This is a genomic window from Thauera sp., from assembly GCF_035444905.1.
GTDB lineage: Bacteria > Pseudomonadota > Gammaproteobacteria > Burkholderiales > Rhodocyclaceae > Thauera.
In genome coordinates this window covers 32,153-44,971 of the sequence record NZ_DAOMPS010000016.1, presented here as the reverse complement: position 1 = coordinate 44,971, position 12,819 = coordinate 32,153, and the positions used below count along the sequence as shown (strand labels likewise).

The 12,819-nt window shown below is 69.4% G+C and carries 13 protein-coding genes; 11 read left to right on the top strand and 2 right to left on the bottom strand.

Annotation, left to right across the window (positions count from 1 at the left end):
- Positions 1–39 precede the first annotated feature (39 nt).
- The 7 genes from gatA (at position 40) to PLC66_RS09505 (ending at position 7,826) form a co-directional block, all read left to right on the top strand.
- Complete coding sequence (gatA, locus tag PLC66_RS09535; RefSeq protein ID WP_324539729.1) at positions 40–1,512, top strand: Asp-tRNA(Asn)/Glu-tRNA(Gln) amidotransferase subunit GatA; 1,473 nt, start codon at positions 40–42, stop codon at positions 1,510–1,512.
- 16 nt (positions 1,513–1,528) lie between these two features.
- Positions 1,529–2,035: a hypothetical protein gene (locus tag PLC66_RS09530; RefSeq protein ID WP_324539727.1), complete on the top strand. Its 507-nt coding sequence runs from the start codon at positions 1,529–1,531 to the stop codon at positions 2,033–2,035.
- Positions 2,036–2,069: 34 nt separating this feature from the next.
- Positions 2,070–3,530, top strand: a complete 1,461-nt coding sequence (gatB, locus tag PLC66_RS09525) for an Asp-tRNA(Asn)/Glu-tRNA(Gln) amidotransferase subunit GatB (RefSeq protein WP_324539725.1) — start codon at positions 2,070–2,072, stop codon at positions 3,528–3,530.
- Positions 3,531–3,690: 160 nt separating this feature from the next.
- A complete protein-coding gene (locus tag PLC66_RS09520; protein ID WP_324539723.1) occupies positions 3,691–4,782 on the top strand; it encodes a YeeE/YedE family protein in 1,092 nt (363 codons plus the stop codon).
- A 73-nt stretch (positions 4,783–4,855) separates the two neighbouring features.
- Positions 4,856–5,692, top strand: coding sequence for a class II glutamine amidotransferase (locus PLC66_RS09515; protein WP_324539721.1), 837 nt, complete (start codon positions 4,856–4,858; stop codon positions 5,690–5,692).
- 77 nt (positions 5,693–5,769) lie between these two features.
- Entirely contained in the window at positions 5,770–6,189 is a 420-nt protein-coding gene (locus tag PLC66_RS09510) for an HIT family protein (protein WP_324539719.1), read from the top strand.
- 32 nt (positions 6,190–6,221) lie between these two features.
- Entirely contained in the window at positions 6,222–7,826 is a 1,605-nt protein-coding gene (locus PLC66_RS09505; protein ID WP_324539717.1) for a cyclic-di-GMP receptor FimW-related protein, read from the top strand.
- Here PLC66_RS09505 and phoR read toward each other — a convergent pair.
- Positions 7,813–9,132, bottom strand: a complete 1,320-nt coding sequence (gene phoR, locus PLC66_RS09500; RefSeq protein ID WP_324539716.1) for a phosphate regulon sensor histidine kinase PhoR — start codon at positions 9,130–9,132, stop codon at positions 7,813–7,815. The two genes, PLC66_RS09505 and phoR, sit on opposite strands and share 14 nt — an antisense overlap.
- 28 nt (positions 9,133–9,160) lie before the next feature.
- The gene (gene phoB, locus PLC66_RS09495; protein WP_324539714.1) at positions 9,161–9,871 is read right to left on the bottom strand and encodes a phosphate regulon transcriptional regulator PhoB; all 711 of its coding nucleotides are present in this window, start codon (positions 9,869–9,871) and stop codon (positions 9,161–9,163) included.
- A gap of 177 nt (positions 9,872–10,048) precedes the next feature.
- On the opposite strand from phoB, the gene PLC66_RS09490 reads away from it, so the two are divergent.
- From PLC66_RS09490 to PLC66_RS09475, 4 genes are all read left to right on the top strand, one after another.
- Positions 10,049–10,474 carry a gamma-butyrobetaine hydroxylase family protein gene (locus PLC66_RS09490; protein ID WP_324539712.1) on the top strand — a complete coding sequence of 142 codons (426 nt, stop codon included), beginning with the start codon at positions 10,049–10,051 and terminating at the stop codon, positions 10,472–10,474.
- A gap of 7 nt (positions 10,475–10,481) precedes the next feature.
- Complete coding sequence (gene ubiE / locus PLC66_RS09485; protein ID WP_324539710.1) at positions 10,482–11,219, top strand: bifunctional demethylmenaquinone methyltransferase/2-methoxy-6-polyprenyl-1,4-benzoquinol methylase UbiE; 738 nt, start codon at positions 10,482–10,484, stop codon at positions 11,217–11,219.
- A 19-nt stretch (positions 11,220–11,238) separates the two neighbouring features.
- Positions 11,239–12,132, top strand: coding sequence for a Tim44 domain-containing protein (locus tag PLC66_RS09480; protein ID WP_324539709.1), 894 nt, complete (start codon positions 11,239–11,241; stop codon positions 12,130–12,132).
- A gap of 63 nt (positions 12,133–12,195) precedes the next feature.
- Complete coding sequence (locus PLC66_RS09475; RefSeq protein ID WP_324539707.1) at positions 12,196–12,786, top strand: ubiquinone biosynthesis accessory factor UbiJ; 591 nt, start codon at positions 12,196–12,198, stop codon at positions 12,784–12,786.
- Positions 12,787–12,819: the final 33 nt, after the last annotated feature.

The window sequence follows — 12,819 nt, the reverse complement described above, 5'->3', positions numbered from 1 at the left end:
CGAGCCCCTGCCTGAGCCCTTCTCCTGCCTGCAGACCCCATGATCAACGCATCCCTTCCGGAACTGCGCCGCGCGCTCGACACGCGGCAGATCTCCAGCGTCGAACTCGCGACCCTGTTCCTCGACCGCATCGGCGCGCTCAACCCCGAGCTCAACGCCTTCATCACCGTCGACCGTGAGGGTGCGCTCGCCGCGGCGCGTGCAGCCGACGATCGCATCGCCGCCGGCACGGCGGGCGCGCTCACCGGCATCCCGCTCGCGCACAAGGACGTGTTCTGCACCGAAGGCGTGCTGACCACCTGCGGCTCGAAGATGCTGGCCAACTTCGTCAGCCCCTACGACGCCCACGTGGTGAGCCTGCTCAAGGCGGCCGGCACGGTGAGCCTGGGCAAGGCAAACATGGACGAGTTCGCGATGGGCTCGTCGAACGAGAGCTCGTACTACGGCGCGGTGAAGAACCCCTGGAACCTTGCGCGTGTGCCCGGCGGGTCGTCGGGCGGCTCGGCTGCCGCAGTGGCCGCACGCCTGGCGCCGATTGCCACCGGCACCGACACCGGCGGCTCGGTACGCCAGCCGGCGGCCTTCTGCGGCATCACCGGCATCAAGCCCAGCTACGGACTGGTGAGCCGCTGGGGCATGATCGCCTACGCCTCCTCGCTCGATCAGGGCGGCGCCTTCGGCGCCAGCGCCGAAGACTGCGCGCTGCTGCTGGAGGCGATGACCGGCTTCGACGAACGCGACTCCACCAGCCTCGAGCGCCCGGCCGAGGACTACGCCGCCGCGCTCGCCGCGCCGGCAGCCGCCCGCCCGCTCGAAGGCCTGCGCATCGGCCTGCCGCGCGAGTTCTTCGCCGAGGGCATGGCCGACGACGTGCGTGCTGCGGTCGAGGCCGCGCTCGCGCAGTACCGCGCCCTGGGCGCCACCACGGTCGAGGTCTCGCTGCCCAACGCCAAGCTGGCGATCCCGGCCTATTACGTGATCGCGCCGGCCGAGTGCTCGAGCAACCTCAGTCGCTTCGACGGCGTGCGCTACGGCCACCGCGCCGCGGAGTATGCCGACCTCGCCGACATGTACAGCAAGAGCCGCGCCGAGGGCTTCGGCGCCGAGGTCAAGCGCCGCATCCTGATCGGCACCTACGTGCTGTCGCACGGCTACTACGACGCCTACTACCTGCAGGCGCAGCGCCTGCGCCGCCTGATCGCGCAGGACTTCCAGGCCGCGCTGCAGCACTGTGACCTCATCGCCGGCCCGACCACGCCGCGCACCGCCTGGGCGCTGGGCGAGATGGCGGACGACCCGGTGCAGATGTACCTGTCGGACATCTACACCATCGCAGTGAACCTCGCCGGCCTGCCTGGCCTGTCGCATCCGGCAGGCTTCGGCGCCGACGGCCTGCCAGTGGGCCTGCAACTGATCGGCGACTACTTCGACGAAGGCCGCCTGCTGAACGCCGCCCACCGCTTCCAGCAGGCCACCGACTGGCACGCCCGGCGGCCGGCGTGTGCGGCCTGACGCACCTGCCGCGGCGATGAGGAACAGCCTGCGTCGCGCCGGCCTGGGGGCCTCGGCGGCCGTCCTGCTCGGCGCCTGCGCAAGCCCCCCGGAGGCGCCGTCACCGGCCGCAGGTGCACGGACCATCCCCGAAGCCTGGCTGGAACGGCCGACCGCAGCCGCCGGCCGCCTGCAGCCGATGCCGGTGCGCCCCTTCGACGTCAGCACCGACTGCCGCTTCCGCGACGAAGCGGGCTACCTCACCGCAGTCCGCCTCGACATCGCGCAATCGGACGTGCGCGCCTTCAGCGCCGCCGTCGACATTCCGCGCCGCGGCAGCTGCCGCTTCGATGGCCCGTTCACGCAGACGCGCCGCCTGCCCAGCGTGCAGCTCAGCGCCAGCGACGGCTGCACGGTGAATATCTGGGAACAGGGCGAAGCGGTCACCGTCGGCTTCGCCAACTGCGCCGGCCGCTGCACGCGGGGCGCCTTCGACTACGTGTGGCCGATCATCGTCGATCGGTCGAACGGACAGTGTCATTGAAGCGGGCCGATCGCCTGCAACGAGAGAATCGACCATGAGCAGAACGGATTGGGAAGTCGTCATCGGGCTGGAGGTCCACGCCCAGCTCAACACCGCCAGCAAGATCTTTTCCGGCGCCAGCACCGCCTTCGGCGCCGAGCCCAACCGCCAGGCGAGCGCGGTGGACATCGCCCTGCCCGGCGTGCTGCCGGTACTCAACCGCGGCGCGGTCGAGCGCGCGATCCGTTTCGGCCTGGCGATTGGCGCCCACGTGGCGGAAAAGAGCGTGTTCGCGCGCAAGAACTACTTCTACCCCGACCTTCCCAAGGGCTACCAGATCAGCCAGATGGACCTGCCGGTCGTGGTCGGCGGCGCGATCACGATCCGCGTCGGCGAGGGCGAGCAGGCGTACGAAAAGACCGTGCGCCTGACCCGCGCCCACCTCGAGGAAGACGCGGGAAAAAGCCTGCACGAGGACTTCCACGGCATGACCGGCATCGACCTCAACCGCGCCGGCACGCCGCTGCTCGAGATCGTCTCCGAACCCGACATGCGCTCGTCCGCCGAGGCCGTCGCCTACGCCCGCGCGCTGCATGCGCTGGTGCGCTGGATCGACATCTGCGACGGCAACATGCAGGAAGGCTCCTTCCGCTGTGACGCCAACGTGTCGGTGCGCAGGAAGGGCGTCACCGAACTCGGCACGCGGCGCGAGATCAAGAACCTCAACTCCTTCCGTTTCCTGCAGCAGGCGATCGATTTCGAGGTCCAGTGGCAGATCGACACCCTGGAAGACGGCGGCCGCATCCAGCAGGCCACGGTGCTGTTCGACCCCGACACGGGCGAGACGCGCATGATGCGCAGCAAGGAAGACGCCCACGACTACCGCTACTTCCCCGACCCCGACCTGCTGCCGCTGATGATCGCGCCGGAGTGGAAGGCGCGCGTGCAGGCGGCGATGCCCGAGCTGCCGGGGGCGATGAAGGCGCGCTTCATGGACGCCTGGGGACTGTCGGCCTATGACGCCACCACGCTCACCGCGTCCAAGGAGGTCGCCGACTTCTACCAGGCCACGGTGTCGGCCGCGGGCGCGGCGCTCGCCAAGCCTTGCGCCAACTGGGTCATGGGCGATCTCGCCGCGCGCCTCAACAAGGCCGAGCTCGACGTTGCCGCCTCGCCGGTGTCGCCCGCCCAGCTCGCCGGGCTGGTCGCGCGCATCGCCGACAACACCATCTCCAACGCCATCGCCAGGAAGGTGTTCGAGGCGCTGTGGAACGGCGAAGGCCGGACCGCCGACGAGATCATCGACAAGCAGGGCCTCAGGCAGGTCACCGACACGGGCGCGATCGAGGCCATGATCGACGAAGTGCTCGCCGCCAACCAGAAGTCGGTGGACGAATTCCGCGCCGGCAAGGAGAAGGCCTTCAACGCGCTCGTCGGCCAGGTCATGAAGGCCAGCAAGGGCAAGGCGAGCCCGGCCCAGGTCAATGAGCTGCTGAAGCAGAAACTGGGCGCGTGAGCCTCGCGCCTGAGCGGCGGCAGCGGGCTGCCTGCCTAGGCCGCGTGACTCAGGCTTGCGCTGCATCAATGTCCTCCTTCCTAATTCGTCACATTCTTATATTCTTGAATGCTGGCGAATTGCACGCGACGCGGGCCCGAGACCTGCGCGGGAGGACGACATGGCAACGGTGGTCGAGCTCATCGAATGGCTGGGGGAAGATCGCAGCCTGGCCCTGGGGGGCCTGCTCATCGGCGGCCTGTTCGGCTTTCTCGCCCAGCGCTCGCGGTTCTGCCTGCGCGCCGCCGTGGTCGAGGTGGCGCGCGGCGAACTCGGCCCAAAGCTCGCCGTCTGGCTGCTCGCCTTCTCGTCTGCGATCATCCTCACCCAGGGCCTGATCCTCGCCGGCCTGTTCGACACTGCCAACGTGCGCCAGCTCGCCAGTCAGGGCAGCCTGTCGGGCGCTGCGATCGGCGGCCTGCTGTTCGGCGTCGGCATGGTCCTCGCCCGTGGCTGCTCGAGCCGCCTGCTCGTGCTGGCGGCAAACGGCAACCTGCGCGCCCTGCTGTCCGGGCTGATCTTCGCCGTCACCGCCCAGGCCGCGATGAGCGGCGCCCTGTCGCCATGGCGCGAGGCGCTCGCCGCCCTGTGGGTGATCGACGGCGGCAGCGCGCGCGACCTGCTCGCCCTCAGTGGCCTGGGCAGGACCGGCGGGCTGGTGTTCGGCCTCGCCTGGCTCGCCGGCGCCATCGTGTTCGCCAGGCGCAGCCGCATCGCGCGGTGGGGCTGGCTGGGCGGCATCGGCGCCGGCCTGACGGTGGGACTGGCGTGGTGGTTCACCCATCGCATGGCCGGGCTCAGCTTCGAGCCGACGCCGGTGCAGAGCCTGTCCTTCACCGGCCCCTCGGCCGATGTGCTGATGCGGGTACTGTCGCCGCCGGGCCAGCCCCTCAATTTCGACCTCGGCATGGTGCCGGGCGTCTTCCTCGGCTCGTTCATCGCGGCCCTGCTGGCGCGCGAGCTCAAGCTCGAAGGCTTCCAGGGCGGCCACGCGATGCGCCGCTACATCATCGGCGCGGTGCTGATGGGCTTTGGCGGCATGCTCGCCGGCGGCTGCGCGGTCGGCGCGGGGGTATCGGGCGCGGCGGTGTTTGCCCTTACGGCATGGGTGACGCTGAGCGCCATGTGGCTCGCTGCCAGCCTGACCGACTGGCTGGTCGACCGCCAGAGCGCCGCCAGCGCGCGCACGGCGACGGCACCCAGCGCGCCCTGAGGCCGCGCGCGGCCGGGATTCGCGGCCGCTTCGCTATACTGCGGCCTTATTGCCCGCTGCCCGGAGTCCGACCATGTGCCAGCTGCTCGGCATGAACTGCAACGTGCCGACCGATATCTGCTTTTCCTTCGCCGGCTTTCGCGCCCGCGGGGGACGCACGGACCACCATCGGGACGGCTGGGGCATCGCCTTCTTCGAAGGCACGGGCGTGCGCCTGTTCCTCGACCCCGCACCCAGCGCGCACTCCCCGGTCGCCGAGCTGGTCAAGCAGTACCCGATCCGCTCGCTCAACGTCATCGCGCACATCCGCAAGGCCACCCAGGGCGAGGTACGGCTCGAGAACACCCACCCCTTCCAGCGCGAGCTGTGGGGGCGCTACTGGATCTTTGCCCACAACGGCAACCTGCGCGCATTTGCGCCCACCCTGTCAGGGCGTTTCCTGCCGGTCGGCACGACCGACTCCGAGCTCGCCTTCTGCGCCATCCTCGATGCACTGGCGAGCCGCTTCCCGCAGGGCCGGCCGGCGCCGGCCGAGCTGCACGGCGCGCTGCGCGAGCTGGCCTGCGAGATCGGCAGCCAGGGGGAATTCAACTTCCTGCTCTCGGACGGCGACTGGCTGTTCGCCCATTGCTCCTCGCGCCTGTGCTACATCGTGCGCCAGGCCCCCTTCCCGGTCGCCCACCTGTCGGACGAGGATGTCGCCGTCGACTTCAACGAGGTGACGACGCCCGACGACCGCGTCGCGGTGATCGCCACCACCGCACTGACCGACAACGAATCGTGGACCGACATCCCGCCCGGCACCCTGGTGGCCTTCCACAACGGCGCGCCGGCCGCGCTCGGCGACGGCACCACGGTGGCGCAGGATTACCCGCGGCCGCCCGCAGCCGGGCCGAGCCCGAGTGCGTAACAATTCCTCGTGCGCGGGTTTTGGCGCGGGTTAGAGTGTGAGTCCCGAAATGCATCCACAGCCGATCGAGATCAATCATGGATTGCCCCTTGTGCGCCCTGCCGCCTGAACACGTCGTCTGGGAAGACGACCGCTGCCGGGTGATCCGTGTCGATGACCCCGCCCACCCCGGCTTCTGCCGCGTGGTGTGGGGCGAGCACGTGGCCGAGATGACCGACCTCGTGGGCGCCGATCGCCAGCACCTGCTCGCGGTGGTGATGGCGACCGAGGCCGCGCTGCGCGGACTGCTCCACCCCGACAAGATCAACCTCGCCAGCTTCGGCAACATGGTGCCGCACCTGCACTGGCACGTGATCCCGCGCTATCGCGACGACCGCCACTTTCCGGAGTCCGTGTGGGGCGCCGCGCAGCGCGACGGCGTCGTCCACCCCGCAGCCGACCCCGTTGCCCTCGCACGCGCCATCGACGACGCGCTCAGCCTTGCGCGCGCGGGCTGAGCCGGCTCGCGCGCGAACCTCGAAGCTACGCCATGGATTACACCCACCCCTCCGCCTGCCTCGACCTGCTGCAGCGCCTGCATCCGATCGACTTCAAGGCCACGCACCAGACCCTGGTGCAGATCGTGCACGGCCTGCTCGAGGGTCGCCCCGCCCCCAACCAGCATCTCGAGGTGCTCGAAGCCGCGCGTGACACCCTGAGCTTCGCGCAGGGCGAGATGGCGCGGCGCTATGCCGCCCACCCGCTGCCGCCCGACAGCGAGGAAAACGCGACCCTCGGCCGCGTGATCGCCCTGTGGCAGGACATGGCGCGCTCCTACGCGCGCATCGCCGACGCCGACGCGGCCGAAGGCACGCTCGAAGACCAGCGTGCCCTGCTGATGCAGCGCCGCATCCTGTACGAGGGCCTGGCGCTGATCGAGTACTTCCGTGCCCATCGCGCGCTCGAGCCTGGCATGTGGCGCACCCTGCACAGGAGCTACGCCAGCGCGCTCGAACAGGGCGTCGCGCGCATCCGCGTCTCCGAGCCCCTCAACGAAACCTGGCGCGCGCAAAGCCCGCACGAAGCCTACGTCGCGATCCTGCTCGTCGATCTCGCCAACCCCTACGGCCGCAGCGAGCGCGAGCTGGGCTGGATCGTGCGCTGGGCGCAGCGCTTCGCGCCCTACTGCGCGGTCGATGCCGAGCTGGAGAGCTCGAAATCGACCACCTACGGGGTGGACTTCGAGCTCGACCAGGGCCTGCGCCCGCTCGGTCTGCTCGCCCGCACGCCGAGCCTGATGCGTTTCGACGGCAGCGCCCTGGCAACCCAGATCCAGGCCGTGATGGCGCAGTTCAAGCGCGGCGTCAAACCGGCCTCGCTCGGCCTGGGCGAGGACTGCTCGACCGGCGACGCCGGCCGTCTGCTGCTGTCGCTGTACCGGCCCTGGGGGCTGGCCGCCGCGGGCAGGCGTTTTCCGCGGCGCAGCAAGGTCGGCGAGGTCGAGCTCACCGGAGACTGGCTGGGCATGGGCTTCGCCATCCAGGGTGAGCTGTTCCAGCAGCCGCGCACGGCGTCGGCGCACCGACCGCGGGCCGAGGACATGGCGCTGCTCACCTTCCGCGAGCGCGCGAGCCTGATCCCCGATCCGCAACGTGAGCTGCAACGGCGCAAGGAGCAGGCCGAGATGCTCGGTCTCGAATGCGAGCGCTGGGGTCTGCTCGACCAGTCGGTCGGCGGCTTCCGGCTGCAGCGCCGCAGCGACGCCTCGCGCCTCGAGCATCACCAGCTCATCGCCATCCGCCCGCCCGACGGCGAGCAATTCCTCTTGGGCGACCTGAGCTGGCTCATGTACCGCGCCGAAGGCACGCTCGAGATCGGCGTCAATGTGCTGCCCGGCGTCCCGCGCGTGCTGGCGATCCGCCAGACCAGCAACGGCAGCCGCGAGCCCTACCACCAGGCCTTCCTGCTGCCCGCCTCGCCGGCCCTGAAGTCCGACGCCTCGCTGGTGCTGCCGGCGCAGTGGTTCCGGCGCGGACGCATCCTCGAGCTGCGCCAGGACGGCGTCGCGCGCAAGGTCGAGCTGACCAGGCTGCTGCTGCGTGGCGCCAACTTCGACCAGTGCAGCTTCGACGAGTTGGAGCCTAGTCCCGCCTGAGCCGTGCCGCCGGAAAACGCATCGTGAAGCGGCTGCCCTTGCCCAGTTCGCTGTCGACCGCCAGTTCGCCCTGGTGGCGGGTGACGATGTGCTTGACGATCGCCAGGCCGAGGCCGGTGCCGCCGGTCTCGCGCGAGCGCCCGCGGTCGACGCGGTAGAAGCGCTCGGTCAGACGCGGGATGTGTGTCGGATCGATGCCGATACCGTCATCGCTGACCCAGTACTCGCCGCCCTCGGCGCTGGAGCGCCAGCCGATCTCGATGTGCCCGCCGGCCGGCGTATAGCGCACCGCATTGCTGGCAAGGTTGGCGAACGCGCTGTGCAACTCCTTGCGACTGCCGAGCACGGCCGCCTCGCCACCCTCCAGCACCAGGCTGATCTCGTGGCGGCCCGCCGACAGCAGCTCGGTCTCGGCCGCGACCTCGCGCACCAGGCCGATGGCGTCGACCAGCTCGTCGACCTGGGCCGGCGCACCAGTCTCCAGCGCCGACAGCGTCAGCAGCCCCTCGATCAGGCGCTGCATGCGGCCGGACTGCTCGCTCGCCAGGCTCAGGTACTGGATGACCTCGTCGCGCGAGTAGTGATCGATGCCGTCGATCAGGGTCTCGAGGAAGCCGCCGACCACGGTCAGCGGCGTCCGCAGCTCGTGTGACACGTTGGCGACGAAGTCGCGCCGCATGTTCTCCAGGCGCTCGAGCTGGGAGATGTCGCGCGACAGCACCATGCGCCGGTTGCCGGCAAAGGCGATGACCAGGATCTGCAGCGCGCGGTCGCGCCGCCGATGGGAGTGCATCACCAGCGGCTCGCTGAAGTCGTTCGCGGCCAGGTAGGCGACGAACTCAGGCTGGCGGATCAGGTTCTGCAGCGGCGCGCGCAGATCGTGCCGACGGTCGAGGTCGAAATGCTGCTCGGCCATCGGGTTCATCCATTCGATCGTGTCGTCCTCGCCGAGGTACAGCACGCCGTCCGGCATTGCCTGCGCGGCCTGCTGGAATCGCCCGAGCTGGGCCGACAGCTTCTCCTTGACCTCGCATTCACGCTGCAGGCGCTCGCCGATCTCGGCGAATACGCCTCCCCACACGCCCTCTCCCTGCGGCACGGGCGTACCGACCGGCTGTCGGGCCCACTCCACCAGCGCGACCAGGTTGCGCACGAGCAGGATGGCCGACGCGATGAAGCCCACCAGCAGCAAGGCCAGCGCCGCATCGGCACCGCGATACGCCGCCGCCAGCGCCGCCAGCACGATGACCGCGACGAAGGGCGCGGCGGCACTGATACCGATGTAGCGCAGAGGTCTGAGAATCACGCCGGGGCCGCTCGGGATGGGCTGTCGATCACGACGCCGCCGAGGTCAGCGGCGCCTGCACCGAGAAGCGGTAGCCGCTGCCGCGCACGGTCTGGATCAGGCTGTCGTGGGCACTCGGTTCGAGCGCACAGCGCAGGCGCCGGATATGGACGTCGACGGTGCGTTCTTCGACGAACACGTGATCGCCCCACACCTGGTCGAGGAGCTGGGCGCGTGAATGCACCCGCTCGGGGTGGGTCATCAGGAAGTGCAGCAGGCGAAATTCGGTCGGCCCCAGCGCGAGCGCGGTCTCGCCGGCGCTCACCCGGTGCGTGGCGGGGTCGAGGCGCAGGCCGCCGAGCTCGACCGCGTCCTCGGTCGCCTGGGGCGCGCGCCGACGCAACACCGCCTTGATGCGGGCGACCAGCTCGCGCGGGCTGAAGGGCTTGGTGATGTAATCGTCGGCCCCGGTCTCGAGGCCGGTGACCTTGTCCTGCTCCTCGCCCCGCGCGGTGAGCATGATGATGGGAATCTCGCGGGTGCGCTCTTCGGCGCGCAGGCGGCGCGCAAACTCGACCCCTGAGGCACCCGGCAGCATCCAGTCGAGCAGAACCAGATCGGGCAAGGCCTCGCGCACGATGCGCTGAGCCGTCTCCGCATCCGCGGCACGCACGACGTGGTGCCCGGCACGCGCGAGGTTGGCGGCGATCAGTTCCTGGATCGCCGGTTCGTCTTCCACAAGCAAGATGTTCGCTGGCATGCCTCGACTCCGTGTAAGCAGCAGCGGCAGTGTATTGCAGCTCTTTGACGCTTTCATGACACGTCATCGCAGTGAAACACCACCGTGGCGGCGCGGGCCTGCCCCGCTGGCGCCGGCACTGGGAACGACCGGCACCGATTCGGGTATGATTGTGGCCCCAAAACCGGGACTGACACCATGGCCGGACTCGATCGCAACACGCCGATTCCCACCGAAATCACGGTGCACCGCAAGTCCAGGCGTCTGGACATCGCCTTCGACGACGGCAGCCGCTTCGAGCTGCCCTTCGAATTCCTGCGCGTGTACTCGCCCTCCGCCGAGGTCCGCGGCCACGGCCCCGGGCAGGAGACCCTGCAGCAGGGCAAGCGCGACGTTGACATCGTCGACATCTCGCCGGTCGGCAACTACGCCATCAAGCCCGTGTTCTCCGATGGTCACGACAGCGGGCTGTACTCATGGGACTACCTGTACGGCCTCGGGCGCGAGCAGGAGGCTCTGTGGGCGGCCTACCTCGAGCGCCTTGAGCGTGAAGGCGGCACCCGCGACCCAGCCCTGGTCCCGCCGCCGGCGCCGAAGGGCGGCGGTTGTGGCCATCACCACTGAGCACATCATGAGCGACAAGACCACGCACTTCGGCTACCAGACGGTGGCCGAGGAACAGAAGGAAAAGAAGGTGGCCGAGGTCTTCTCCTCGGTCGCGAGCAAGTACGACATCATGAACGACCTGATGTCCTTCGGCCTGCACCGGATCTGGAAGGCCTTCACCATCCAGGTCTCGGGCGTGCGCGAGGGCGACCGCGTGCTCGACGTCGCCGGCGGCACCGCCGACCTCTCGCTGGCGTTCGCGCGCAAGGTGGGCAGGACCGGCCAGGTGTGGCTCACCGACATCAACCACGCCATGCTCTCGCGTGGCCGCGACCGCATGATCGACCGCGGTTTTCCCATGCCGGCGGCGCAGTGCAACGCCGAGAAGCTGCCCTTCCCCGACGACTGGTTCGACTGCGTCACGGTCGCCTTCGGGCTGCGCAACATGACGCACAAGGACGTCGCCCTGGCCGAGATGCGCCGCGTGCTGCGCCCGGGTGGCCGCCTGCTGGTGCTGGAGTTCTCGCGCGTGTGGAAACCACTGTCACCGCTCTACGACCTCTATTCCTTCAAGCTGCTGCCCTGGATGGGCGACAAGGTGGCGCGCGACGCCGACAGCTATCGCTACCTCGCCGAATCCATCCGCATGCACCCTGGACAGGAAGAATTGAAGTCCATGATGGAACAAGCCGGCCTTGGCCGGGTCGACTACTTCAACCTGAGTGCCGGCGTTGTTGCGCTGCACCGTGGCTACAAGATCTGAACCTGGAGACTCAACACCGATGAAATCCTTCTTTCTCTCGCTCGTCCTAGCGATCGCTTCCTTTGTCATGGTGATCCCCGAGGCCGAAGCCAAGCGCCTTGGCGGCGGCAGCAGCTTCGGCATGCAGCGCCAGGCCACACCGCCGTCGCAGCCGCGCCAGCCCGCAGCCACCCAGCAGCAGGCACCGCGTCAGGGTGCTGCCGCGCCTGCGGCCCAGAGCCGCTCGTGGATGGGTCCGATCGCCGGCCTCGCCGCCGGCCTCGGCCTCGCGGCGCTGTTCTCGCACCTGGGTCTCGGCGAAGGCTTCGCCAACTTCTTCATGATCCTGCTGCTCGCCGCAGCGGCCTTCTTCATCTTCCGCATGATCTTCCGCCGCAATGCCGGCGCGAACGCCCAGCAAGGTCGTGGCCTGCAGTACGCCGGCGCGCCGGCCGCGGCGGGCCCTGCCACGGGCAACGCCATGCCCTTCCAGGCCCAGCCGGCGTTCGGCAGCGGCGCCGCGCAGGGTGAGCCGGCAAGCAGTGGTCTGGAAAAGGCGATTGCATCGGGCTTCGACACCGACGGTTTTGCGCGTCAGGCCAAGCTGAACTTCATCCGCCTGCAGGCTGCCAACGATGCCGGCAATCTCGACGACCTGCGCGAGTTCACCACGCCCGAGGTGTTCGCCGAACTGTGCATGCAGCTCAACGAGCGTCGCGGCACGGAACAGCGCACCGATGTGGTCGAACTCAACGCCGAGGTCATCGACGTCGAGGAGGCCGACAACCGCTACGTGGTCAGCGTGCGCTTCGACGGCCTGCTGCGCGAAGAGGCCGATGCCGCGCCGGTGGCCTTCAACGAGATCTGGCACCTCACCAAGCCGATCACCGGCAGCGGAGGCTGGCTGATCGCCGGCGTGCAGCAGTTCCAGTAAGCCCCTTGGCGTAACCTCGGGAGGCACTCTTCAGGTGCCTCCTTCTTTTTTTGGCAGTGCCGCATGCTCTCCAGCGCCTTCCTGTCGGCCACCAACCACCTCCTCGCCCAGTCCGGCTGGGCACGCGTGCGCCTCCAGCCCCACGCCGGGCAGACCGCCAGACTGGGGCTCAGCCCCATCGGGGACGTGGACTTCTGCGTCACTGCCGACGGCTACCTCGCCGAGTGGGCGGGCGAGGCGGCGCCCGACGTCGGCCTGCGCGTCGCCGTCGGTGAATTGCCACGGCTACTGGTCGATGGGCTGGAAACGGCGATGCGCCACGTGCGCATCGAAGGCAACGCCGAGTTTGCCGAGGCCCTCGGCTTCGTGTTCCGCCACCTGCGCTGGGACGCCGAGGAAGACCTGTCGCGGGTGTTCGGTGACATCGCCGCCCACCGCCTGATGGACACCGGCCGCAAGCTGGTCGCCGAGGGTCGGCGCTCGGCGGAGCGGGTGGGCGGCAATCTCGCCGAATACCTCACCGAAGAAGCCCCGCTGCTGGTACAGAGGGCAGCGCTCGCACCCTTCGCCCAGTCGCTGGTTGCGCTGCGCGACGATGCGGCGCGGCTCGAGAAACGCATCAAGCGCCTCGAACAGCGCGCCCGGCCCGCCTGATCACCGCGACGCCGGGCCTTTTTGCCGATTCAC

Excerpts from the sequence above, each read along its gene's own strand:
- gatA (WP_324539729.1), top strand. The coding sequence starts at position 40 with ATGATCAACGCATCCCTTCCGGAACTGCGCCGCGCGCTCGACACGCGG.
- PLC66_RS09530 (WP_324539727.1), top strand. The coding sequence starts at position 1,529 with ATGAGGAACAGCCTGCGTCGCGCCGGCCTGGGGGCCTCGGCGGCCGTC.
- gatB (WP_324539725.1), top strand. The coding sequence starts at position 2,070 with ATGAGCAGAACGGATTGGGAAGTCGTCATCGGGCTGGAGGTCCACGCC.
- PLC66_RS09520 (WP_324539723.1), top strand. The coding sequence starts at position 3,691 with ATGGCAACGGTGGTCGAGCTCATCGAATGGCTGGGGGAAGATCGCAGC.
- PLC66_RS09515 (WP_324539721.1), top strand. The coding sequence starts at position 4,856 with ATGTGCCAGCTGCTCGGCATGAACTGCAACGTGCCGACCGATATCTGC.
- PLC66_RS09510 (WP_324539719.1), top strand. The coding sequence starts at position 5,770 with ATGGATTGCCCCTTGTGCGCCCTGCCGCCTGAACACGTCGTCTGGGAA.
- PLC66_RS09505 (WP_324539717.1), top strand. The coding sequence starts at position 6,222 with ATGGATTACACCCACCCCTCCGCCTGCCTCGACCTGCTGCAGCGCCTG.
- phoB (WP_324539714.1), bottom strand. The coding sequence starts at position 9,871 with ATGCCAGCGAACATCTTGCTTGTGGAAGACGAACCGGCGATCCAGGAA.
- PLC66_RS09490 (WP_324539712.1), top strand. The coding sequence starts at position 10,049 with ATGGCCGGACTCGATCGCAACACGCCGATTCCCACCGAAATCACGGTG.
- ubiE (WP_324539710.1), top strand. The coding sequence starts at position 10,482 with ATGAGCGACAAGACCACGCACTTCGGCTACCAGACGGTGGCCGAGGAA.
- PLC66_RS09480 (WP_324539709.1), top strand. The coding sequence starts at position 11,239 with ATGAAATCCTTCTTTCTCTCGCTCGTCCTAGCGATCGCTTCCTTTGTC.
- PLC66_RS09475 (WP_324539707.1), top strand. The coding sequence starts at position 12,196 with ATGCTCTCCAGCGCCTTCCTGTCGGCCACCAACCACCTCCTCGCCCAG.